Source organism: Vibrio sp. SCSIO 43140 (assembly GCF_023716585.1).
Lineage (GTDB): Bacteria > Pseudomonadota > Gammaproteobacteria > Enterobacterales > Vibrionaceae > Vibrio > Vibrio maritimus_B.
Genome location: NZ_CP071850.1, coordinates 3,315,367 through 3,340,150 on the forward strand (window position 1 = coordinate 3,315,367; position 24,784 = coordinate 3,340,150).

Annotated in this window: 22 protein-coding genes; 11 read left to right on the plus strand and 11 right to left on the minus strand. The window is 47.6% G+C overall.

The genetic code is table 11. The annotated features are described in order from the left end of the window. Positions 1-139: 139 nt before the first annotated feature. The 6 genes from leuO to J4N45_RS15910 form a co-directional block, all read right to left on the minus strand. Positions 140-1,099, minus strand: coding sequence for a transcriptional regulator LeuO (leuO, locus tag J4N45_RS15885; protein WP_042473481.1), 960 nt, complete (start codon positions 1,097-1,099; stop codon positions 140-142). Between the two features lie 545 nt (positions 1,100-1,644). Next, positions 1,645-2,688, minus strand: coding sequence for an MJ1255/VC2487 family glycosyltransferase (locus J4N45_RS15890; protein WP_252012435.1), 1,044 nt, complete (start codon positions 2,686-2,688; stop codon positions 1,645-1,647). A 14-nt stretch (positions 2,689-2,702) separates the two neighbouring features. Beyond that, positions 2,703-3,236: a phosphatase PAP2 family protein gene (locus tag J4N45_RS15895; RefSeq protein WP_042473476.1), complete on the minus strand. Its 534-nt coding sequence runs from the start codon at positions 3,234-3,236 to the stop codon at positions 2,703-2,705. A gap of 153 nt (positions 3,237-3,389) precedes the next feature. After that, positions 3,390-6,491, minus strand: a complete 3,102-nt coding sequence (locus tag J4N45_RS15900) for an efflux RND transporter permease subunit (RefSeq protein WP_252012437.1) — start codon at positions 6,489-6,491, stop codon at positions 3,390-3,392. Then, complete coding sequence (locus J4N45_RS15905) at positions 6,488-7,807, minus strand: efflux RND transporter periplasmic adaptor subunit (RefSeq protein WP_252012439.1); 1,320 nt, start codon at positions 7,805-7,807, stop codon at positions 6,488-6,490. The genes J4N45_RS15900 and J4N45_RS15905 overlap by 4 nt, the downstream gene beginning before the upstream one ends. A gap of 17 nt (positions 7,808-7,824) precedes the next feature. Then, on the minus strand, positions 7,825-8,475 hold the full coding sequence (locus tag J4N45_RS15910; protein ID WP_042473471.1) for a TetR/AcrR family transcriptional regulator: 651 nt from the start codon (positions 8,473-8,475) through the stop codon (positions 7,825-7,827). A gap of 405 nt (positions 8,476-8,880) precedes the next feature. On the opposite strand from J4N45_RS15910, the gene leuA reads away from it, so the two are divergent. From leuA to J4N45_RS15935, 5 genes are all read left to right on the plus strand, one after another. Then, positions 8,881-10,428, plus strand: a complete 1,548-nt coding sequence (leuA, locus tag J4N45_RS15915; RefSeq protein ID WP_252012440.1) for a 2-isopropylmalate synthase — start codon at positions 8,881-8,883, stop codon at positions 10,426-10,428. Positions 10,429-10,543: 115 nt separating this feature from the next. Then, entirely contained in the window at positions 10,544-11,632 is a 1,089-nt protein-coding gene (gene leuB, locus J4N45_RS15920) for a 3-isopropylmalate dehydrogenase (RefSeq protein ID WP_252012441.1), read from the plus strand. A 61-nt stretch (positions 11,633-11,693) separates the two neighbouring features. Then, a complete protein-coding gene (gene leuC / locus J4N45_RS15925) occupies positions 11,694-13,094 on the plus strand; it encodes a 3-isopropylmalate dehydratase large subunit (protein ID WP_252012442.1) in 1,401 nt (466 codons plus the stop codon). Positions 13,095-13,107: 13 nt separating this feature from the next. Beyond that, positions 13,108-13,710: a 3-isopropylmalate dehydratase small subunit gene (gene leuD, locus J4N45_RS15930; protein WP_252012444.1), complete on the plus strand. Its 603-nt coding sequence runs from the start codon at positions 13,108-13,110 to the stop codon at positions 13,708-13,710. Between the two features lie 150 nt (positions 13,711-13,860). Further along, a complete protein-coding gene (locus J4N45_RS15935) occupies positions 13,861-14,640 on the plus strand; it encodes a DUF547 domain-containing protein (RefSeq protein WP_252014707.1) in 780 nt (259 codons plus the stop codon). A 3-nt stretch (positions 14,641-14,643) separates the two neighbouring features. Here the strand turns inward: J4N45_RS15935 and J4N45_RS15940 are convergent, their stop codons facing one another. Both J4N45_RS15940 and djlA read right to left on the minus strand, forming a co-directional pair. After that, on the minus strand, positions 14,644-15,186 hold the full coding sequence (locus J4N45_RS15940; protein WP_252012446.1) for a DUF924 family protein: 543 nt from the start codon (positions 15,184-15,186) through the stop codon (positions 14,644-14,646). After that, the gene (gene djlA, locus J4N45_RS15945) at positions 15,186-16,040 is read right to left on the minus strand and encodes a co-chaperone DjlA (RefSeq protein ID WP_128648797.1); all 855 of its coding nucleotides are present in this window, start codon (positions 16,038-16,040) and stop codon (positions 15,186-15,188) included. Before djlA ends, J4N45_RS15940 begins: the two co-directional genes overlap by 1 nt. Positions 16,041-16,199: 159 nt before the next feature. Here djlA and lptD point away from each other — a divergent pair, with 159 nt between their 5' ends. The 6 genes from lptD to J4N45_RS15975 all read left to right on the plus strand — a co-directional run bounded on the left by lptD (position 16,200) and on the right by J4N45_RS15975 (position 22,973). Beyond that, positions 16,200-18,521, plus strand: coding sequence for an LPS assembly protein LptD (gene lptD, locus J4N45_RS15950; protein ID WP_252012457.1), 2,322 nt, complete (start codon positions 16,200-16,202; stop codon positions 18,519-18,521). Positions 18,522-18,611: 90 nt separating this feature from the next. Further along, positions 18,612-19,916 (plus strand): peptidylprolyl isomerase SurA, encoded by a 1,305-nt coding sequence (gene surA, locus J4N45_RS15955; RefSeq protein WP_128648796.1) that lies wholly within the window; start codon positions 18,612-18,614, stop codon positions 19,914-19,916. Then, a complete protein-coding gene (gene pdxA, locus J4N45_RS15960; protein WP_234495201.1) occupies positions 19,903-20,892 on the plus strand; it encodes a 4-hydroxythreonine-4-phosphate dehydrogenase PdxA in 990 nt (329 codons plus the stop codon). The genes surA and pdxA overlap by 14 nt, the downstream gene beginning before the upstream one ends. Then, positions 20,889-21,695: a 16S rRNA (adenine(1518)-N(6)/adenine(1519)-N(6))-dimethyltransferase RsmA gene (rsmA, locus tag J4N45_RS15965; RefSeq protein ID WP_252012459.1), complete on the plus strand. Its 807-nt coding sequence runs from the start codon at positions 20,889-20,891 to the stop codon at positions 21,693-21,695. Before pdxA ends, rsmA begins: the two co-directional genes overlap by 4 nt. Positions 21,696-21,780: 85 nt before the next feature. Then, on the plus strand, positions 21,781-22,161 hold the full coding sequence (gene apaG, locus J4N45_RS15970; RefSeq protein ID WP_234495199.1) for a Co2+/Mg2+ efflux facilitator ApaG/CorD: 381 nt from the start codon (positions 21,781-21,783) through the stop codon (positions 22,159-22,161). Positions 22,162-22,169: 8 nt separating this feature from the next. Further along, entirely contained in the window at positions 22,170-22,973 is an 804-nt protein-coding gene (locus J4N45_RS15975) for a symmetrical bis(5'-nucleosyl)-tetraphosphatase (RefSeq protein WP_252012462.1), read from the plus strand. A gap of 63 nt (positions 22,974-23,036) precedes the next feature. Here J4N45_RS15975 and folA read toward each other — a convergent pair whose 3' ends face one another. From folA to J4N45_RS15990, 3 genes are read right to left on the minus strand one after another with little or no spacing between them, the layout of a single operon-like run. Next, positions 23,037-23,516, minus strand: a complete 480-nt coding sequence (folA, locus tag J4N45_RS15980; RefSeq protein ID WP_252012464.1) for a type 3 dihydrofolate reductase — start codon at positions 23,514-23,516, stop codon at positions 23,037-23,039. Positions 23,517-23,532: 16 nt separating this feature from the next. After that, on the minus strand, positions 23,533-24,006 hold the full coding sequence (locus tag J4N45_RS15985; RefSeq protein ID WP_252014708.1) for a threonine/serine exporter family protein: 474 nt from the start codon (positions 24,004-24,006) through the stop codon (positions 23,533-23,535). Next, positions 24,006-24,773 (minus strand): threonine/serine exporter family protein, encoded by a 768-nt coding sequence (locus tag J4N45_RS15990; RefSeq protein WP_252012466.1) that lies wholly within the window; start codon positions 24,771-24,773, stop codon positions 24,006-24,008. Before J4N45_RS15990 ends, J4N45_RS15985 begins: the two co-directional genes overlap by 1 nt. Between the last annotated feature and the right edge of the window lie 11 nt (positions 24,774-24,784).

Here is a 24,784-nt window from a genome sequence, read left to right on the forward strand (position 1 = left end):
TGAAAAAGGCAACAGACCCATATCAAAGTTATCAATAATTCCTACCCGATTTACCGTGCGATGATAATAAAGCGCTGAAACCAATAAAAAAGCCCCAAGCACAGCGTGCTTGGGGCTCGATAACTAAAGTTGTAATGGATTATGACAAAGCAACAACTTCGCCACAGATAACCATTAGCTGATCACGTAGCCAGATGTGACCTTTGTCTTTTTCGCTCGACTCGTGCCAGCTTAGGAAACCGCTGATTTTGTTGTTTTCTGTTGGCAGAGTAAGTACTTGTAGCTGCTCTTTATTAACAGCGTTTTCAACTAACCAACGTGGAGCGATCGTCACTAGCTCCGACTGACCTACCACATACAGCACATTGCTAAGGCTAGTGCCTTCGTAAGACGCTTGACACTCAAGGTCGCGATAAGCCTGCTCTGAGAAGCTGCGTACACCGTGAACTTTAGACAGCTTAGCGTGCTTTTCATTGGCTAGTTGCGCTGTGCTTACTGCACCATGGATACGTGGGTGGTTTTTCGCTGCAACCACAACCAACTCATCTTGGAAGATCTCTGTGCTTGAGAAACCTTGCGCATCGTAACGAGCGTAGTCGATAACAAAATCGATCTCTTGGTAGCGCATACGATCAGCGAGCTGACGATCCGCTTCTGCGTCTAAGTGAAGCTGCACGTGCGGCGCTTGCTCAGAGATAGTTTGCATGATTTTTGGAGCAAAACGCATGTCACATGGAGAGCAAATCGCCATCTTAAATAGACGAGTTGATGTCTCTGGTGTGAAGATAGAGCTTGGAAGCTCGTTGCGGATCAATTGTAGCGCTTGGCGAACAGGACCAAACAATTGACGTGCTCGTTGTGTAGGTTGAATACCACGGCCCTGACGCATAAATAGCTCGTCATTAAACATCACTTTTAGACGCGCTACTGCGTTACTTACTGCAGGTTGCGACATACCCAAATTGTGCGCCGCGCGAGTGATATTCTGCTCTTGCATCACTGCGTCGAAAACAGTCAATAGGTTTAGATCTACGCCGCGTAATGTGCTTTCCATGCGGTAACTAGCGATTGCGCTCATAGCATCTTTTTTGTCTAACATTTAGTAAGCCTCGTGTAATTTCAATCTCGACTATGGGGAACAGGTAACCAATAAAAGAGAGCAATGAGAACAGCGTCATCGCCTCAGGGGTACCCTACATCATTCTATTAATCCTCTGCATACTTCGAGGACGAAACCAACTATCCACCAATAATTAACTCAACACCAACAAGATTGACAAAGAATCATCAAATTTTATCAGGTTAATTACAATAACCTTTAATAACAGTAATTTAAATCATATATAAAAAAAGATAAATTACATTTTTAATAACTTTTGTCCAAGTTAGCATGCCAAATCATAACTAGGCACTATAACAAGGTGCAAAGCTCTACCTCATAGTCTATTTGATACACGATTAAATTTCAGCCACTACTATTCGCATTATATATAGTTTGTATTCATCATCGTCATACGCTACACGGACGAAAATCCAATACAGAGAGCTCTATATATGTAACCGGATGAACTGTATGACAATAACAACAAAGCCCAACCTAGAGTGAGGTTGGGCTTTGTTGTAAATCGGTAAGGATGGTAATGGTCAGATAGAAGCGTAACTTGGGAAGTCTACTTTCTCCCACAAACTCTCACGCAAACTCGCACTGCATGACCAGTTGCCGCTAACGAGCCAGTTGGCAATACCTTCTGCGACGTCGGGGTAGAACACGCGCTCCGCCTGCTTTTCATCCAACCAGTCTCGGATAACACCGGCATCTAAAAAGTCCATAGACTGAGCCAGCCCTAAACTCTCTAACGTCGCCGCATTACTTTGCTGCTCAAACTGGCCATCTAGTGGTTTCACCAACAGCTTTTTACCCAGGCTAAGTGCTTCTGAAGGCAGTTCAAAGCCTCCGTTAGCAATCACACCAGAGCAACGATGCAAATCGCATTGAAAGCTTTCATGGCTAAGCGGCTTCATCAAGATATTCTCGAGTTGCGCGTGTTCGATATTGTCAGAGTGATAGCAAACAAAATTATGCCTCGCAAAGCGAAGAAGAAGATCAATGATGGCATCGGTGTTTTCAAATGGCAGGTAGACCAAAATAAAGTCTTCCGAGGTAACATCCTGCTCAAGGGTGTGAACGATGGGAGGCAGAATCGGCTGACCGAAATGATACCAGTGAAGTCCCAGTTGATATTGCGACGGTGCGAAATGCTGTATCACAGAATCGTCTAGCCAGTTCGCTCCTTTTTGAGGAACGTCGAAAAGAAACGCGTTCTGATGACTAATACTGACTGTGGGGACTTTTTGCCTTTTCGCCGCCCATGCAGAAACCGGCTCAAAATCGTTCACGACAAGGTCATAACCACTGACATCTAACTCTCGCACCTCTGCAAGAAACGAAGGCAAACTGTTTTCTAGCGCGGTTTTCATGTAATTCACCCGACCGTTTTCTGTGACAAAGCTAAAACCTCTGCGGGTTTGATAGTCACCAAACTGTTCCATCGAGAAGTATTTGTCTTTCGCTCGCCCAGAAAAAAGAAAATCGACGTCTACATCATGAGACTTCAGCGCATGACACATCGCCCTTGCACGTGCAATATGCCCATTTCCCGTCCCCTGAACACCGTAAAGTATTTTCATTAATGCGGTTCCTTTTAAAACTTGTCTAGAACGTAGTTAAGCGCGATCTGAGCCGACGAAAGACCAAGAGCTGCGCCAATGACGACATCGGTAAGAAAGTGAACCCCGAGTAAGATGCGTGACGCTCCGATGAAGGCAGCCCACATCAATGCCGCATCGTGCCAACCTGGATAGAAATGACCAATGATGGTCGCCATTAAAAATGCTGCCGCCGTGTGCCCGGATGGCAAACTGTAGCGATCCGAGGGTGTAATAAAGGCATGTAAAAGGTTGGAGAACTCTTCGGGTCTGCGGCGCTTGAAGCTATTTTTGGCCAACCAATAAATCGGTAGTTCAATCGCGAATGCCAGCAGAGCAGCGGCAAAAAACAGCTTGCCTACAGTGTCGTCAAAGAGCCAAACCGAAACGCCAAGTAAAAGGTATAAGTGCCCATCGCCGGTGCGTGATACCCAGCGACTCACTCGGGCCACCTGAGCGTTAAATCGGTGCCCCAAACAAAACAATGAAAATGCCAAATCCATTCTTGCAATCGGTTCAATCGTTCGCACAACCTACTCCTTGTTAGACGCGCAGTTCATGATCAAAAAGTAGTCAGCAACAATGACAATTCGGTGACGGTTTATTGGAGAAATGATGAAAGTTAGCGCTAGAGGAACCCTAGTCACTAACTTTCATTTGATTGAGAGAGGATTTATGGCGTGTTAAAGCTCTTCATGCTTATGAACCAATCCCCAATCCGCGAGGATGGCGTAGGCTGAAGGAATCATGAATAGCACTAAAGCTGTGGAAGCAAAAATACCAAACACAATGGAGATAACCAGAGGCTGAATAACCTGAGCCTGCAGGCTGGTCTCGGTTAACAAAGGCAGCAAACCAGCGGCTGTGGTCATCGATGTTAAGAACACGGCTCTGAAGCGCTCACGACTCGCTTTCACTACTGAGTCATGCACAGAGTCACCTTCATCAACGTGATGACGTATGTACTGCACCAGCAAGATTGAGTCATTCACAACAATCCCCGCCAAAGACACAAAGCCCATAATACTTGGCATACTCATCGAGTGCCCAAGTAGCAAATGCCCCCAGACCACGCCAATAAAGGCAAGCGGTATCGCCAGCATCACCACAAACGGTTCTAAATAACTTCTAAACTGGTAGCTAAGAATGGTGAAGACGCCAAATAGTCCTAGCAAAAACCCTTTAGCCATCGATGCGCCTGTCTCTGCGCTGTCTTTGGTTTCACCCTCAAAATCAAAACGCAATCCAGGATACTCTTTCTGAAGCTTAGCGACTTCTTCGGCTTGGAACTGTCTAATGATATCGGTGGAGCTCGCTTTGCTGGTATCAACATCACCAAAAACGCTGACCGTTCTCAGGCCATTGACGCGTTGGATGCGAACGTAATTACGCTGAAAATCCAGAGTCGCGACCGATGCTAGCGGCACTTGAGAGCCGTCTGCTAAGAAAATCGGGAAATTCGATAGCTGCTGAATGTCGCCGATATCTTGCTTGTCGAGTTTTACTTCAATCTTGATGTTCTCAACACCGACTTGGATCTCATCGGCGGTTTGACCAAAGAAGGCCGCACGCAACTGACTTGCGATCATCTGACCATTAACCCCAAAGCTTTCCGCACCCGGGCGCAGTTTAACTAAGATCTCTTCTTTACCAAGGCGCATGTCATCGAGTACGCCGCTCACACCATCAAATTCATTGAGGTATTGCTGGATCTCCACCGATGCGGCTTTCAGCATATCTAGATCATCATGTGCGATGCGCACTTCAATCGCACGACCACCTGGTCCCATCGTAGGCTGCTTGAACACCATAGAGATGGGGTCGGCAAGCTCCCCGACATCCTCACGCCAAGCATCGATAAACTCATCGATGAGCGTATTGCGGATCTCTGCACTCAGCAGATCCAGTCTGACCGTCGCTATATGAGGACCCGACTCGTTGGCATCTTGGTTGGTATTGAACTGGCTGGTGATCTGCTTGACTAGGGTTTCACCACCTTCCATCTCTTCACTCCACTGCTTATTAAGCTTTTCAGCGGATAGAACGATTTTATCAACCACTCGCTCGGTCTGAGACAAAGATGCCCCCGGCGGCAGAATAATGCGAGCTTCGGCAATGTCACCGTCCAATGCAGGGAAAGGATTGAACTTCACCACACCACCAGCAAGTAGGCTGACAGAGATAAGCAGCGCCGCGAACACACTGCCCATGAAGGCGTAGCGATAAGAGACGACTTTATCTACCGCATTGACTAGCGTGGTATTTCTGAAGTGCTCAAAACGCTCCAGCAGCACACGTTTAAACTTCACAGGCTGCTTATCACGGTTGTGCTTATGCAGCGAGTGAGACAGGTGATTTGGCAGAATCAAGAAGGCTTCGACCAGACTTAGAGACAACACAAGTATCAGCACTTGAGGCACAGCTCTAAGCACGGCGCCCATCTCCCCTTGCAAGAACAGCAAGCTACCGAAGATACATACTGTGGTTAAGAAAGATGAGATAACACCTGGTAGCACCTTCTTAACGCCGTTTATCACCGCATCATCAATTTTCTGCCCACGGTCTAGGTGCGCCTGTATCGACTCTGCGATCACGATGGCATCATCCATCATGATACCAATCGCCATTAGCAGTCCCACCAATGACATGATGTTGATGGAGAGCCCGAGATTCGCCATCAAGAACAGACCACCAAGGAACGCCACCGGCAAGCCCGCGGCCACCCAGAATGAGTAACGGAAACTAAAGAACAGCCACATGGTCGCAAACACCAGCAAGATGCCTTGCCAGCCGTTTTTCACCATCATGGTCAGACGATCCCACAGTATGGACGACATATCATTGGTCATCTCAAGCGTGACCCCTTCAGGGGCGATCAGGCGCTGAGCTTCAACAAACTCCGTCACCTTCTCTTTCACACGTAGCGCGTCGTCTTCTTTGTTCTTGCTGATTTTAAGTACGGCAGATGGCTTGCCGTTAAACAGGACTTTTTGCTCATCCAGTTCGAATCGGTCGGTAATGGTCGCGACATCTTTGAGACGAATCAACGCACCACTTGGGCTGGAGCCCACTACGATCGACTCCAACTCTTGAGGGGTAATACGCCTCTCATCAAAGCGAATCAGAAAGTTCTTATCTTCCGTTTCGACATTACCGCTTGGCAGCTTAATGTTTTGATTACCAATCTGGGTCGCAATATCACCGATACTTAACCCAAGCTGACGCATGATTTGAGTATTCAGCTCAACACGGTACTGGTGATCAGAAAAGCCACTGACATCAACGAGCGAAACACCGTAGTCGAGCTTGAGCGTGCGTTTTAGCTGCTCCGCATAGGCTTTTAATTCTGGCCAACTGGTCTCAGCGGTGATCGCCACATCGACAACAGGTTCGTTCCAGTCCAGCTCTTGCACGACAGGTGATTCAATCTCATCAGGAAAGTCATTAATCGCGTTGATCTGGGTTTGAACATCCACCAGCATTCGGCCAATGTCGGCTTTTTCATCAAGCTTAAGGGTCAGTCTTGCGGAGCCTTCAATCGCTTCACACTTGGTCTCGACGATGTTTGAAAGGCCGTCAACGGCATCTTCCATACGTACACACAAGCTCTCTTCCACTTCTTGTGGAGAGGCGCCAGGGTAAGTGATCGCAGCCATAATGTAGGGAGGATCGAACTCAGGAAAAGTCTCACGCTTGATGGTCGATAGCGAGCTGATACCCAGTATCAGCAGCGCGAGCATCAATAGGTTTGCGGCTGTTGGATGTTTGGAGAAAAATCGAATCATTGGGTGACCTCTTCGGTGCTGTGATCATCGCTTTGACTATCACGCAGTAGCATCCCCTCAATGGCAGGCAAGATATCGTTGAGGATCACTTTCTCACCCGCTTCGAGATCACCAGAAATGATCACTTGGTTATCGCGGCGATACTCGACATTCACATCACGCATTTCCAATCGATTTTCGGCGTTCATCAAGTAGATTTTGTCGCCATGCAGAGCACGCTCAGGAACAGACCAAGATTGCTGTTTTTGCCCTTCAATTGTCGCCTTCACAAACATGCCATTAACCAACACAGGTGTACCGGCTAAGCCGTTGCTGCTTGGTAGTTGAGACACCTCTAGGATCACCCCAGCGGTGGCTTGGTTGGCATCAACCGTTTCACTAACGCGCGCAACTTTTGCAGGCCAAGTCGCGGTTAGGTTGCCGCTACTGAGTTCAACCGTCGCTTGCAATTTATCGAGCTCGCCGCGTTCGGCTTGGTTTTCATCCCATGAGAGTGTGTCAGAGAGCAGCTGTAAGTCATGGATCGACAGCTGAGCTTCCACTTCCATGACATCATTGAGGTGCGCAGTGACCATGGTTTGCTGTAAGTTGACCACCTGATTTATCTCAGCATCGACTTCTGAGATACGCATCGTCATCGGCAGGGTAATACGAGTTTTCTCCAGCGAACGCTGCGCTTCATCCGCTTTCGCTTGGTTCACCTTAACCAATGCTTCAGACACGCCACGCTCATCTGGCATCAGCGCAAGTTGGTTTTCAATCTCTTGCACCAACTTCTTCTGTGAAAGCATATTTTGCTGCTGAGTATCAACATCGGACTGTGAAGTGAGCCCGCGCTTATTTAAGTCCACACGGCGCTGATACTCGTTTTCCGCCAGTTTTAAGCGGTTCATCTCAATCGACAGGGTTTGCTTTAGGTTGGTCTCTTCTTGATCGAGTCGCGCTAACTGGGTTTGGCTCGATTTCAGATCAGCAATGGCTTGAGATAGCTTGAGCTCATAATCTAAAGGGTCAATTCGAAGAATTTCTGTGCCCGCCGCTATCACTGTACCTTTCTCTAGATTCGGGTGCTTATAGATGACCGCGCCCGTCACTTCAGCAATGGCTTGCCACTGTACCTTCGGCTCAGCACGGCCAAAACCAATCGCTACTGGCGCTGACATCTGTGGTTGTAGCGGCAAAATATCCACCACACGTGAGCGGTCGCCTGCAGGTTTAGTTGGCACGTCTGGACGCAGGTTAACAGCGGCGATTAACGCCACGACGCCTACTGCGAGCGCAGGAAAGAACAGGAGTTTTTTGTTTATAGACTTCATAGAGTTACATTCTGTAATTAGGTTTGGTCACGCAGTAAACCACGTGAGAGCAGACGAATGTTGTGTTCTAACAGTTCATCAAGGAAAGATTCGGTTAACTCAATACCGTGTAATTGCAGCATGGCGGGCGGCGCCACAAATGGGAAAACCATTAGAGCAATAAAAGAGACTTTACAGAGCTTTGGATTGACATCGCTGTGCAGATATCCCGCTTTTTTGAGCTTACCAAACATCAAATCATGGTCTGGCCTTCCCATATCGGTGAACACCTTTTCAAACAATCGTCGCTGCGTCGCTGAAGGCGGCATGTGCATGACTTGAGCGACCAATCTCGGAAACTGAGGGACTTTATTCATTTCATGGTAGTAAATACGCATGAACTCAAACAGATTACGATGATCGCTCTCGTTGAAAATGTCATCCATCTTCTTTTTCATCGGCATCATGGTTTCGCGAACCATAGTCTCAAAAAGACCTTCTTTGTTACCAAAGTAGTAGCGAATCATGGCAATATTGACGCCCGCCTTTTGAGCAATCAGACGTGTTGAGACTTTGTCATAAGGCATGACGACAAACAGTTCTCTCGCATGGGTAAGGAGCTTGTGCCTCGCATCCGTGCGTTCTTTGGGGCGACCGACTTTACGCGTGGTCTCAGTAGCGTTCGTCATACCAATCCTTGCTTTTATTAATCATTGATTAATTGTAGAGTAAAGCTTGCTCAATCGGCGAACAGTTAAATTCATCAAATATTAATCATGTGATTAATTAAGCACTCCCCTTACCTCGGATAAAAAGCGAACTGCTCCGATATCAATAAAAATTCAGATTAATCCTTGACGCATGAAGCTGAGTGCGGTACTAATCTTGTAACTTATTTTTGTGGAACGCATAACAGTGTCATTACGTTTTTCTCTACTCCTGAACCTCCTCCTTATCGTGAAAACATCGCGCGGGTAGGTTGTGGACGAAAAACACCACATAAAGAATTCCAAAAAACCCGCTTACACAAGCGGGTTTTTTTATATCGATTGAACTGGACGTAAACGATTAACCTGGAAAAAGAGGAAGCAAATATGAACGATCAGGTGATTATATTCGACACCACATTACGTGACGGCGAACAAGCACTTTCAGCAAGTCTAACAGTGAAAGAGAAGCTGCAAATTGCTTATGCGCTCGAGCGTCTAGGTGTTGATGTTATCGAAGCTGGTTTCCCTATCTCCTCTCCGGGTGATTTTGAATCGGTGCAGACCATAGCGAAACACATTAAAGATAGCCGCGTATGTGCCTTGTCTCGTGCGGTAGCGAAAGACATTGATGCGGCAGCTGAAGCCTTAAAAGTGGCGGACGCGTTCCGTATCCATACCTTCATTTCAACATCGACCGTCCACGTTCAAGACAAATTGCGCCGCAGCTACGACGATGTAGTTGAGATGGGCGTTAAAGCGGTTAAGCATGCGCGTAACTACACCGACGACGTCGAGTTCTCATGTGAAGATGCAGGTCGTACTCCGATCGATAACTTGTGTCGTATGGTGGAAGCGGCTATCGATGCTGGCGCTCGCACCATCAACATCCCAGACACAGTAGGCTACACCGTCCCAAATGAGTTCGGTGGCATCATCCAGACACTTTTCAATCGCGTTCCAAACATCGACAAAGCCATCATCTCTGTGCACTGTCACGATGACTTGGGTATGTCAGTGGCTAACTCAATCGCAGCCGTGCAAGCTGGTGCTCGTCAGATCGAAGGGACCATCAATGGTATCGGTGAACGTGCAGGTAACTGCTCGCTAGAAGAAATTGCGATGATCATCAAGACGCGCCAAGAGTTCTTAGGCGTTCACACCGGTCTTCAGCACCAAGAGATCCACCGCACCAGTAAGCTAGTGTCTCAGCTATGTAATATGCCGATTCAAGACAACAAGGCGATTGTTGGTGCCAACGCGTTCAGCCACTCCTCAGGCATCCACCAAGATGGCATGCTAAAGAATAAGAATACTTACGAGATCATGACCCCTGAGTCTATCGGTCTGAAGAACAAAGCACTGAACCTAACCAGCCGTTCTGGCCGCGCGGCCGTTAAGAGCCACATGGATTCAATGGGTTACAGTGAGCATGAGTACAACCTAGATACTTTGTATCAAGATTTCTTGAAGCTTGCGGATCGCAAAGGTCAGGTATTCGACTACGACCTAGAAGCATTAATGCACTTTGCAAACTTGCGCGAAGAAGACGACTTCTTTAAGTTGAACTACTTGAGCGTGCAATCAGGCAGCATCATGGCAACGACTAGTATCAAGATCCAGTGCGGTGACGAAGAGAAATGCGAAGCAGCTGTGGGCAATGGTCCAGTTGACGCACTTTACCAATGTATCTATCGCGTAACCGGTTATGACATTGTGCTAGACAAGTTTGATTTGACGGCGAAAGGCGAAGGTGAAGATGGCTTAGGTCAAGCGGATATCATCGCGAACTACAAAGGTCGCAAATATCACGGTACGGGTGTCTCAACCGACATCGTTGAGGCTTCAGGTCAGGCACTACTTCATGTTATCAATAGTATCCATCGCGCTGATCAAATCGAAGTGATGAAGCAGAAGAAAGTCGAAACGGTATAAGACAGATTACTTGGCTCCACTCCTCGGTGGAGCCAAGCCAAAGATTCGTTTGCTCGCACAGCCGCGAGCAAACCTAAAAATATAAGCAAATACAACATTTAAGGAAATTAGCCCCATGGCAGGTACTTACAAGATTGCGGTTCTACCAGGTGACGGTATTGGTCCAGAAGTAATGGCTCAGGCTCATAAAGTGCTTGATGCAATTTCAGAGAAACACAACATTACCCTAGAGCGTGAAGAGTTTGATGTAGGTGGTATTGCCATTGATAACCACGGCTGCCCGCTTCCTGAGAGCACGGTAAAAGGCTGTGAAGAGTCGAATGCGATTCTATTTGGTTCGGTTGGCGGTCCTAAGTGGGAACACCTTCCACCAAACGATCAACCTGAACGTGGTGCGCTACTTCCACTTCGTAAACACTTCCAACTGTTCTGTAACCTGCGCCCTGCGCAGATTCACGCAGGTCTAGAGGACTTCTCTCCACTGCGCGCTGATATCTCAGCAAAAGGCTTCGACATCGTGGTTGTTCGCGAGCTAACGGGCGGCATCTACTTTGGTCAGCCAAAAGGTCGTGAAGGCGAAGGCCCGACAGAGAAAGCGTTTGATACTGAGGTATACCACCGCTACGAGATCGAGCGTATCGCTAAGATCGCGTTTGAATCTGCACGTCTTCGTAACAAAAACGTGTACTCAATCGACAAAGCGAACGTTCTACAGAGCTCTATTCTATGGCGTGAAGTGGTTGAAGAAGTTGCGAAGGACTACCCAGATGTGACGCTTAACCACATGTACATCGATAACGCGACCATGCAGCTGATTAAAGACCCAGCGCAGTTTGACATCATGCTTTGCTCAAACATCTTCGGCGATATCATCTCTGATGAATGTGCGATGATCACAGGCTCTATGGGCATGCTGCCATCAGCAAGCCTAAACGAAAGCCAGTTCGGCCTTTACGAACCAGCAGGCGGCAGTGCACCAGATATCGCAGGCAAGAACATCGCTAACCCGGTTGCTCAAATCCTTTCAGCTGCACTAATGCTGCGTTACAGCCTAGGTGAAGAAGCGGCAGCGCAAGATATTGAAGCAGCAGTGAGCAAAGCCCTAGCAGCGGGTGAGCTTACTGCCGACCTAGCCGGTGACAAGCCAGCATTGAGCACCTTTGAGATGGGTGACAAGATCGCAGCGTACGTACTGAATTCATAATTAAAACACTGCCCTAGCCGATGGCCGTTCAATTCAGCTAGGGGAAGCAAGGAATTAAGCAATGTCTAAAACTCTATACGAAAAAGTCTACGACGCTCATGTTGCCGTCGAAGCAGAGGGCGAAAACCCAATTCTTTATATCGACCGTCACTTGGTTCATGAAGTGACTTCACCACAAGCTTTCGATGGCTTGCGTGAAAAAGGTCGTAAAGTGCGCCAAGTAGGCAAAACTTTTGCCACTATGGACCACAATGTGTCAACCACGACCAAAGACATCAACGCCTCTGGTGAGATGGCGCGTATCCAAATGGAAACGCTATCGAAAAACTGTGAAGAGTTTGGTGTGACGCTTTACGACATCAACCACAAATACCAAGGCATCGTGCACGTAATGGGCCCTGAGCTAGGCATTACACTGCCAGCGATGACAATCGTATGTGGTGACTCTCATACCGCGACTCACGGCGCATTTGGCTCACTTGCCTTCGGTATCGGTACTTCAGAGGTTGAGCACGTTCTAGCGACGCAAACTCTAAAACAATCGCGCGCTAAAACTATGAAGATTGAAGTGCAAGGCAAAGTGGCACCAGGCGTAACAGCGAAAGACATCGTTCTCGCGATCATCGGCGAAACAACAGCTGCGGGCGGCACTGGATACGTCGTTGAGTTCTGTGGTGAAGCCATCACTGACCTTTCCATGGAAGGTCGTATGACGGTATGTAACATGGCTATCGAGCTAGGCGCGAAAGCAGGCCTTATCGCACCCGATGAGACCACTTTTGAGTACCTAAAAGGCCGTAAATTCGCACCTCAAGGTGCTGAATGGGATACTGCGGTTGAGTACTGGAAAACGTTCAAGACCGATGCTGACGCGACCTTCGATGCAGTAGTCACACTAAACGGTGCTGACATCAAACCTCAAGTCACTTGGGGCACCAACCCAGGCCAAGTTATCGCGGTTGATCAGCCAATTCCAGCGCCAGAAAGCTTCGCCGATCCAGTAGAGAAAGCATCAGCCGAAAAAGCGCTGGCCTACATGGGGCTAGAAGCGGGCAAATCACTAAAAGATTACAAGGTAGACAAGGTGTTTGTTGGCTCTTGTACTAACTCTCGTATCGAAGACATGCGCGCGGCGGCAGAGATTGCTAAAGGCCGCCAGGTTGCTTCTCACGTTCAAGCGCTGATCGTACCTGGCTCTGAGCAGGTTAAAGCTCAGGCAGAAGCGGAAGGTTTGGACGCTATCTTCAAGGATGCTGGCTTTGAATGGCGCCTACCGGGCTGCTCTATGTGTCTCGCTATGAACAATGACCGTTTAGGTCCACAAGAGCGCTGTGCATCGACCAGTAACCGTAACTTCGAAGGTCGCCAAGGTCGTGATGGTCGTACGCACCTAGTAAGCCCTGCGATGGCCGCTGCAGCCGCTATTGCTGGACATTTCGTTGATATCAGAGAGCTAGACTAAGAAGGAACATACCATGTCAGGATTTAAACAACACACCGGCTTAGTCGTCCCTCTTGATGCAGCCAACGTCGATACCGATGCGATTATCCCTAAGCAGTTCCTGCAAAAGGTAACTCGTACGGGTTTTGGTCAGCACCTATTTCACGACTGGCGCTTCCTAGACGATGCGGGCAAACAAGATAACCCAGAATTTGTTATGAACGCGCCTCGTTACCAAGGCGCCAGCATTCTGCTTGCTCGCGAAAACTTCGGTTGTGGTTCATCTCGTGAGCACGCCCCTTGGGCACTGGCGGACTATGGCATCCAAGTCATGATTGCACCAAGTTTCGCAGACATCTTCTACGGCAACTCTATCAATAACCAGATGGTGCCGGTTCGTCTAACAGAACAAGAAGTTGATGAGCTGTTCACTTATGTTGAAGCCAATGAAGGTGCGGAGATCACCGTTGATTTGGAAGCGATGAAAGTGACAGCAAATGGTCAATCTTATAGCTTTGAGATCGATGAATTCCGCCGTCACTGCCTACTGAACGGCCTGGACAACATCGGTCTAACGCTACAGCACGAAGAGAAGATTGCGGCTTATGAAGCGAAGATCCCAAGCTTCTTAAAATAATCTGCTAACGAATTAGTTGAACTATCCAATCCCAGCCCTACTTTCTTAAGTAAGGCTGGGATTTTTTTATATCGTTTGTCACTACACTGAAAGAACTCGGCTCTGAGTCGGGTCTGTTGGATTAATCACTTAATGGAATGGATATTCGCTATGCTACGTGTTCTCTCTTTGGTTTTTCTCATGTTTACCACCAGTGCTTTTGCGGCGCCAAAATCTGAACTTTGGTCGTATTGGGATAAAAGTAATGACAGCAACACGCAAAGTGTTTCGCACCAAGCATGGCAGAGCTTTCTAGACCGATACTTAGTCACTGAAGGCGAGAATACCCTAGTGCGCTATGTCCGCGTTTCTCCCAACGATAAGCAAGCGCTCAAAACCTACATCAGTGACCTAGCTCGAATAGACCCAAGACAACTTAACCGCGCTGAGCAGTACGCCTACTGGGTGAACCTCTATAACGCCATCACGGTTGATTTGATCCTAGATGAGTACCCTGTGAAATCCATCACTAAGCTTGGCGGCTTATTTAGCTTTGGCCCATGGGGTGATGAGGTGATTACTATTACAGGGCAAGCTCTTACCTTGAACGATATCGAGCACCGCATCCTTCGCCCGATTTGGAACGATTCTAGAACACATTATGCGGTCAACTGTGCCAGCCTAGGTTGCCCGAATCTGCAAACCCAGGCATTCACGGCCAATAACACCGAGGCACTGCTAGAAAGTGCTGCCAATGCATTTGTGAACTCATCGAAAGGCGCGAGCATTTCAGGAAATACCATCACTTTGTCGTCGATTTATGAATGGTTTGAGGCAGACTTTGTGCAGGATGGTGGTGCATTGAAGCATATGGCGAAGTATCGCCCTGATCTTGCCAATTTCGATGGCAAGATCAAATACGATTACGATTGGGACTTAAACAAGAAGTAAGGGTTAAAAGCTTGAGCCTGGCTGTTTTAAGAATTCAATCTCTTCTGCGGTAGACTCCCTACCTAAAATCTCATTTCGGTGAGGGTATCGTCCGAAGCGTTCAATAATCGCTTTGTGGCGATACTCAAATTCCAGGTTGTTTTCGATTCCATTGCTTTTAAACAGTAGTACCGCTTCCTCATGTATTTTCAACGATTCACTGTGCATGTAGGGCATATAAAGAAAGGTGCGCTGTTCAGCTAAAAGTATTTCGTCAGCGCCACCCGCGACCGCCTCTTGTGCCAATGCCAAAGCCATAGGATCCGAAGCAAAAGACTCGGGCGTGCCTCTATGCAGGTTTCGAGAAAACTGATCGAGCACAATCACTTCTGCAAGCCTGCCTTCAGCCGATGAGCGCCAGCGATGTAGCTCTCCTTGGCGCGCTTGTTCATGAAGCGCTCCAAACCTTTGAGCAATCACCTCATCCAGTGCTTTGTCCCCAGAAAACCAATCCTTTGGCGATAACTCTTGAAACCAAAAGTCGAGTACATCCTCCTCCGTTAGCATTACTTGAATCCTTTCACTTTTTTGATGAGATCATAAGCGTTTTGGATCTCTTGAGATTTCTCTTTCGCCATATTCATCATCTCTGGCGGTAGACCCTTCGCCATGAGTTTATCAGGGTGATGTTCGTTCATTAGCTTACGATAAGCTCGTTTAACAGCTTTGGCATCCGCATCTTCAGAAATCCCGAGAACATCATAGGCATCAGAGAGCTGTGACGCACTGCTTGCTTGTTGCCAACTGCCACCACTTTGCTGCCCACCTTGATAGTGACCCCCACCAAAGTTGCCACCGCCCTGTTGGAAGCGAAACGCGGCTTCTTGCATACGCAGGCGCTGCTCGAGCTGTTGTGCTGAGAAACCGAGACCTTGCGCTATGCGGTGTAATACTTCGCGCTCTGTTGGGTGAACACTGCCATCTGCGAACGCAGCTGAGATTTGAAGCTCAAGGAAGAACTGCAAAAGGTCATGGCGACCGCCAGATGAAATACGTACTTTATCTAGGACTCGCTCAAGCGGAAAATCTGCAGATTTACCCTCACGGAAGGCCTCTTGTGCAGCACGTTTTTGTTCGCTGTTGAGGTTCATGCGATCCATCATTATGGTCGCAAGCTGGATCTCTTCGCGTGTTACCTGACCTTTCGCCTTCGCCACATGGCCCATAACAGCGTACGCTGCATTAAGAAACTCTTCTTGGCGCTGCGCCTGATCTGCGCCACCAAAACCGCCACGTGCGAAACCGGACTGATTTAAACGTCGAGCTTTGTCAAACTGATGCCCTAAAAACAAGCCAAACAGCGCCCCTAACGGTCCGCCAAACAACATGCCGAAAAATACGCCTAAAATTTTACCTATCATGTGATGTATGTGCTCTTTATTTATGAATTTTTGCGCTGATTCGCAGTCTACTAGTGTCGTTGAGGTCAATTTCCTTTATGATAGAGACCGTCTTATAAACGATTCAATATCAATCGAATTCAACTGAATGAATCAAGTTAAACAGGATAGTACAACTCGATGTCACGTTTTTCCCGCACCTATCTAGCGGCCTCTATTGGTGCTGCGCTGCTAGCGTCTTACGCACATGCCGAAGAAACATCGAAAAACAGTGGGCAACCTATGCCACCAGCAGAGCAATGCTCCGTTGATACTGCACAAAGTTCAGATTCCAATCAAGAGCCAATCAACATTGAAGCGGACTCTTTAGAGGCGATCAATGGACAAAGAGCCACGTACAAAGGCGATGTTGTTGTTATTCAGGGCAACAAAACCATTACTGCGGACAGTGTTACCCTGCACCAAGACGACAATGTTGTCGTCGCAGAAGGCAACGTCACCTTGGATGACGGCCAGTTTAATGCTGTGTCTGACAAAATCACCAACGATCTAAACAAAGACGAGATCACTGCCGAAAACACCCAGTATAAGATGCTATGTGGCGGCGGACGTGGTGATGCGGTGTATATTTCTAAGACTGGCAAATCCATGTACCAGATTAGTGATGGTTCGATTACCACTTGTCCTGAAGACGATAACTCTTGGCGCTTCCTTGCCGATGACATCAAAGTTGATCAAGAAAAAGAAACCGCGACACTTTACGGAAGCCGTGTAGAAGTCAAAGACGTGCCGATTTTTTATATGCCGTATATGACTATGCCGACCAGCAACAAACGAAAAACTGGTGTGTTGTTCCCTTCTCTATCTCTTGGCTCAAAGAACGGTTTAGAACTACAAATTCCTGTTTATTGGAATCTCGCCCCAAACTATGACTTGCTGACCACGTTTCACTATATGCAATCACGTGGCTTACAGCTAAAAGGCGATTTCCGCTATTTAACTGGTACCAGCAATGGTAATTTCAATGCCGAATATCTAGCTGACGACCAGAAATACCCGGAAAAAGGACAACGCTGGGCATTTCAATACAAAAATAGCAGTAACTTCAACCAGCACTGGAAGCTAGATTTAGATTACTCCCAAGTCAGTGATAATGACTACTTCCAAGATCTTGACTCAAGCATTGGTAGTCGTTCGGAAGGTCAACTTTCTCAAAAGGGAACGGTTGCCTATCGTGAAGAGTTTTGGGATGCATCTCTTACTGTACAAGACTTCCAGATCTTAGTTGACGATACCAACCCATATCAGTTGATGCCTCAGTTTGAGTTCAACTACTATCGACCAGAGATATATAAGCACCTCAACTTTGACTTTATCAGTCATGTCTCGCGCTTTGAGACCGAAGACCAAGATAAACCATCGGCAACGCGTCTTCATTTAGAGCCTGGTGTGGTCTTGCCACTCTCAAATACTTGGGGTACCTGGACGACAGAAGCGCGTTATATGCTAACGCAGTACGAGCAAAATATTGATGGATTAAACCTCACTGAGCTCGGCCCACTCGAGGAGCGCGTCACTAGGACCCTGCCTGAATTTAGAACTCACGCGGGTATGGTATTTGAACGTGATACTGCGCTTTTCAGCGGTTACACTCAAACTCTAGAGCCTCAGGTTCAGTACCTGTATGTCCCAGAAGTCGACCAAAGCAACATCTACAACTACGATACAACCTTACTTCAGACCGATTACTACGGTTTGTTTCGAAGTCGTCGTTTTAGTGGTGTAGATAAAATCGCTGCTGCCAACCAAATAAGCTACGGTGCGACAACACGCTTTTATGACGGCGGGCAAAAAGAGCGCTTGGCGATCTCATTCGGTCAAATTTACTACCTAGATCCAGCGAGTAAAAACCCAAACAACGTATCTGACACAGATTCGTCAAATTACTCTTCATGGGCGATTGAGACCGATTTTAACTATGATGATCGTGTCTTTTATCATGGCGGCATCCAGTATGATATCGACTCATCATCCGTATCACTGGCAAACAGCGCGGTCGAATATCGAGTAGAGGATGACTTCATTCAAGCCAACTATCGCTACGTCACTAAGGAATACATCGAGAGCATCAATGCCTACAGCAATGATGAGCTCTCCAAGTTGACGAGAAATGGTATTAATCAAGTCGGCCTGCTCGGTGGTTATCAAATCAACCGAAACTGGATCGCCACAGGTCAATACTATTACGACATGACCGAAAGGGTATCGATCGAATGGCTGGCAAAACTGGAGTACCACTCCGATTGTTGGTATTTTGGGCTCGACTACAGCCGCCAACTGCGTAGCTGGGAATCAGGGATCGTCGGCATCGGTGGTGCCAACTTTGAGGACAATGTTCGATTTAGCTTTGGTATTACGGGGCTAGGTGGCAGCTCGAAAGCACCTGAGCCGCCAAATGGCAATGCGCTGAAATACGGTCGACCGTTTATACTTAACGAATAGAACGTACGTGGCTCACACCAAGACATCACGCAAGGAACTTAATTCACTTCACAGACTCTCAGTCTGTGAAGTTTTTCACTGGGAATATCGATGAAATTTATTAGTACACTTTTTTCAACCTGTTTATTGGCCGTACTGTCATTTCAAGTCACAGCCGAGCCTGTTGAGCTTGATCGCGTGCGCGTTATTGTTAATGACGGGGTGATTTTGCAGAGCGATATCGACTCAGCGACCAAAACTCTGACCGCGAACGCTCGTAAGAACAATCAAGAGCTGCCGTCTGATGATATCTTGCTTGAGCAAATTCTAGATAAACTCATCCTAGAAAAACTTCAGCTTCAAGAGGCTGATCGTATTGGTGTTCGTATCGACGATAACCGTCTCTCTCAGTCTTTGTCTGATATCGCTGCAAACAATGAGCAAACTCTCGATCAGCTTCGTCAAACGGTTGCTGCTGAAGGGCTGTCTTGGGAAGCGTTCCGTGAACAGATTCGTGACGAAATTGCCGCAAGCGAAGCTCGCAATGCCATGGTAAGACAGCGCATCAATATTCTACCAGCAGAAGTGGACAACCTATCTGAGCTACTCGCTAAAGAGAGCGACGCTACTGTGACCTACAAAATTCGTCACATTCAGCTTCGATTCAATGATGGTGAAGACAAGAGCGTCCAAGAGAAGCAAGCCGAAACGATTATCGATCGCCTGAACAAAGGTGAAGACTTCGCAACATTGGCTTATACCTTCTCGAAAGGCCCGAAAGCACTGGAAGGTGGTGACTGGGGCTGGATGCGTAAAGAGGAAATGCCAACCATTTTCGCTGATCAAATCAATATGCAAACCAAAGGCACGGTTATCGGTCCATTCAGAAGTGGTGTTGGTTTCCACATTCTGAAAATTGAAGATGTGAAAGGACTAGAGACAGTTTCTGTCACTGAAGTTAACGCTCGTCATATCCTGATCAAGCCTACCGTCATTCTTAGTGACGAAGGGGTGAAGCGCCAACTTAACGAAATCATTCAAAAGGTTCAGTCTGGTGAGGCAAGCTTTGCTGAAATGGCCGAGCAGTTCAGCCAAGACCCGGGTTCTGCAGTGCAAGGCGGTGAGCTTGGTTATCAAACACCAGAGCTTTACGTTCCTGAGTTTAAACATCAGGTAGAAACACTACCCGTTAACCAGATCAGCGAACCGTTTAAGACCGTACACGGCTGGCACATCGTCGAAGTCTTAGATCGACGCGATGTGGATAAGACAGGTTCTGCGATGCAAAACCGTGCTTATCGTATCTTGTTCAATCGTAAGTTTAACGAGGAAGCGTCTGCTTGGATCCAAGAACTGCGAGCAAGTGCCTTTGTCGAAATGGTGATCGATGAGGACGAAGAGAATGCAACCAATTAAGCGTGTTATCGTTACGGCAGGCGAGCCTGCGGGAATAGGTCCTGACTTAGCGGTCGCACTATCGCAAAAGGAATGGCCACATCAAGTGGTCATTTGCGCCGACAAGTCTTTGATCGCAGAACGAGCACAGCAGCTCGGTATAAGCGTCGAACTCACTGATTTCGATCCACAGAATTTCGATTCTCATACACCTGGTCGATTGGTTATTTTGCATGAACCACTTGCAGTGCCTGCTAAAGCAGGTGTTCTGGATGAGCGAAACGGGCAATACGTATTAAATACCCTAGAAAAAGCCGCAAAAGGCTGTATGAAAGGTGAATTTGATGCTATTGTCACCGGCCCTGTGCACAAAGGGGTGATCAATCGCGCTGGCGTTAGCTTTAGTGGCCATACAGAGTTCTTTGCCGAGGTATCAAATACACCACTTGTGGTGATGATGCTCGCAACGGAAGGGTTAAGAACTGCACTGGTTACGACTCACCTTCCCTTATCGGAAGTACCTAATGCCATCACCGAAGATCGCGTAACGCGAATCGTCGACATACTGCATCATGATTTGGTCACCAAGTTTGGTATCAAGACACCAAACATCTATGTCTGCGGCCTAAACCCTCACGCGGGTGAAGATGGCTGCCTAGGAATGGAAGAGATTGAAACCATCACTCCTACCCTAGAAAAACTTCGCACAGAGAAAAATTATCAGCTTGTTGGCCCATTACCCGCCGACACGATATTTAATGACAAATACTTACGCGAAGCGGATGCTGTCTTAGGCATGTATCACGATCAAGTACTCCCTGTATTGAAATACAAAGGCTTTGGTCGTTCAGTAAACATCACACTTGGTCTACCTTTTATAAGGACATCGGTTGATCATGGCACCGCGATTGATCTTGCTGGCACAGGCCAAGCAGACTTTGGCAGCTTTGAGACGGCGCTGGCGTACGCAATAGACTTAGTAGAGAGCAGACAATGAGAAATGATGTCCATTTAGGGCACAAGGCCAGAAAACGCTTTGGTCAGAACTTCCTGAACGATCCTTACATTATCGATGGCATCGTATCCTCGATTAACCCAAAACCGGGTCAAAACCTCGTTGAGATCGGCCCTGGTCTTGGTGCTATCACTGAGCCAGTGGGCAAAGAAGTCGATAAGTTCACGGTAATCGAGCTAGACCGTGACTTGGCGGAGCGTCTGCGTAATCACCCAGATCTAGCCGATAAATTGACGATTCACGAAGGCGACGCAATGCGTTTTGACTTCACCCAGTTGGTGAAGCCAAACAACAAACTGCGTATCTTCGGTAATCTGCCATATAACATCTCTACACCTTTGATGTTCCACTTGTTTGAATTCCATAAAGACATTCAAGACATGCACTTTATGCTTCAAAAAGAAGTGGTTAACCGTCTAGCTGCAGGGCCAGGTAGCAAAGCTTATGGGCGTCTGACGGTCATGGCACAATACTACTGCAAAGTAGTACCCGTACTTGAAGTGCCGCCAACGGCATTCGTACCGCCGCCAAAAGTAGACTCTGCAGTTGTGCGTCTCGTTCCTTACGAAGAACTGCCTTACCCAGCAACCAGCCTTAAGTGGCTTGATCGTGTGTGTCGCGAAGGTTTTAACCAACGCCGTAAGACCGTGCGCAACTGTTATAAAGCACTGATGTCCGCAGAAATCTTGGAAGAGCTTGGTGTGAATCCATCAATGCGACCAGAGAACCTGACACTGCAACAGTTTGTCGACATGGCGAACTGGCTCGACGCCAATCACCAATAATAGAAAAAACGCTCACTAGCTTGCTATTGAGCGTTTTTTTTGTCATATCTGATGGATGAACACCATAAGCTGCCAGGAGAGAGACATGGAGTCGACTACGCCATGCGTAAAATGCCAAGTACATACTAAGTACGTAGAAGAGCAATCCGATCCAGACAACAATCGTTATGTGTTTGCCTACATCATTACCATCAAAAATCTCAGCCAAGAAACCGTGCAACTCATCAGTCGTCGCTGGCTCATTACCGACGCCAACGGCAAACAACTTACCGTAGAAGGTGAGGGTGTCGTTGGTCAGCAGCCTGTGATAGAAAAAAATGACGAATACACCTATACCAGTGGCACGGCCATCGAAACACCGCTAGGCGTCATGCAAGGTCACTACATCATGCTTGACGAAGCCGGCAAAGAGTTTATCGCGGAGATCGAGCCCTTTCGCCTCGCTATCCCCAATATTTTGAATTAAGGAACACTGTGGCAAATTATATTGTCGGAGACATTCAAGGCTGTCTTGATGAACTGCAGCTTCTTTTATCGAGCGCTCAATTCAACCCAGAGCACGACACTGTTTGGTTCGCTGGTGACCTTGTTGCTAGGGGACCAAAGTCACTGGAGACTTTGAGGTTTGTGCGCTCGTTAGGGTTATCAGCAAAGGTATGCCTTGGAAACCACGACCTTCACCTTCTAGCGGTATCATTAGGTATTCACAAAGCGAAGCCAAAAGACAAAACCCTACCTATTCTAGATGCTCTTGACCGTGACGAGCTGCTTGATTGGTTGAGACATCAACCACTTCTGCTTGAACACGATGAGTTTGTTGTGTGCCATGCTGGTGTCTCACCACAATGGACGCTAGAGCAAGCGAGGGCCTGTGCAGCAGAGGTCGAGACGGAACTGAAAGGCGCTAACTGGAAAAAGCTGATCAAAAAGATGTACAGCAATGAACCGGATCTGTGGTCAGAGTCACTCTCAGGCTTAGAGCGTTTTCGTTACACCATTAATGCATTCACTAGAATGCGATTTTGCTTCCCTGACGGGCGTTTGGATATGGGGTGTAAACTGCCACCAAACGATGTCAACGCAAATGAGTATGTTCCTTGGTTTCAATTGCCCGAGCGACAACCACTCAGCAAGGCGGTTTTATTCGGGCATTGGGCAGCGCTCGGAGGATACGTGAGCGATGAGGTCATAGGTCTAGATACCGGATGTGTTTGGGGTGGCGCACTGACCATGATTCGTTGGGAAGACAAAAAGCTATTCAGCCAACCAGCTCTTTAATCTTTCGATAGAATATAAAACCAATGACTCCAAAGCCTGCTAGCTTTGGAGTCAATATCAGCGTTAACGCTCTAAAATGACAAACTCCATGTCATAAGCGTTTTTCTCATCAGAGCGATAGTGCTCGTTATGAGTCTGCTTCCAACCCTCTCCCCATTCCGGGAACTGAGTGTCACCATCGATCTCAGCATTAATATGGGTTAGATAGAGTTTGTGTGCCATCGGTAGACAATGGGTATAGAAGCTCCCACCACCAATGATCATCGCCTCTTCAACATCACTAACCAGCAATAGTGCCTCATCCAATGAAGTCACAGTATCGACGCCTTCAATCTCAAGCTCAGCATTACGACTCACCACGATATTGCGACGACCAGGTAGTGGGCGACCAATCGACTCATAGGTTTTACGGCCCATGATGACGGGCTTTCCCATAGTACAACGTTTGAACCAAGCGAAATCCGCGGGCAAATGCCAAGGCATCTGATTGTCTTTGCCAATAATTCGATTGTTTGCCATCGCGGCTATCATACTGATGATCATGAAATTATGTTCCTAGTTAAACAATTGGTCGTCGGCGGTAGAATAACAGCCCAGGCATGGCAAGACCAACGGCAAGACCAGCGATAATGAACATGGCCTTTAAAAAGTTTTCCATAAGAGTGGCCAAAAGCTCTGGCGTGAAGCCTAAATGGTTGATTTCCACCATAGCAATCATGGCTTTAAAGGCAAATACACCCGGCACCATAGGGATTAAAGCGGCCACGGTAAACACCTTAGGATGCGCCAAAAACTTATGAGACCAATGCACGCCAATCATCCCTACTATGGTTGCGGCAAAAAAGGTCGCCCACTCGATAGGCACGCCATAATGCATCATGAGAAAGCGAGAGCCATGACCAATTGCACCGCCGATAGCACAATACGCTAACGCATTCTGGGGAACATTGAATACCAAAGCAAAACCCACGGCAGGAATCGCGGCAAAAAACATATCGTTTAGCAGTGCAACTAAGAGTTCAAATACGGACATCATTGCACCCACCCTAGTACATTGGTAATACTCATTGCGCCAACGATCCCTAAACAGGTTGCGAGCGTCAGCAGACTCGCCATAACAAAGCGAGCGATACCCATATTGACGTAACCTTTGATCATATCTGCTACAGAGTTGATGAGCGGAAAGCCCGGAACCAGCATAAGGACTGAAGAGGCCATGACGAGCTGCGGCTGTGCACCAATGCCATAAATCACGGCTTGTGCGGAGATGAGTGTGGTCACAAACGCGGTAATCGCAAAGTTAAGTAAAGGGTTGAAATGGCGGTGACCAAACTCTTGCCTAACGATCATGCCACACGCTGATGCAAGAAAGGTCATGGCGAATACCGCCCAATCACCACCGGCTAACCGGCTAAACGCCGCACATGACAGTCCGATCATTACCACCACTAACCAGCGGTTATATCTTTCGGGGCTAATTTGATCGATCTTCTTTTGAGCGAGTTGATAGTCTAGAATGCCCTTCTCCATCATGATGCAGATACGCTGTATCTGCGTCACAACACGCATATTCAGGCCACGATCCGGACTTCGTCTCGCGGTAGTCACACAGTGTTCTTTGTATACCGTGGTCACGACCAGCGAACTGGCTGACAACGAGACTTCAACCTCATCCATCCCCGCCGCTTTCCCTATACGGTGAGTAATGTGTCCAACTAAGGTGCTTTCAGCGCCATGGGCTAACAGCATCTGACCTGCTTGAGCAATCAGTCGAGAGACTGCTCTTTGATTTGGTGCCATGTTTCCTTCCT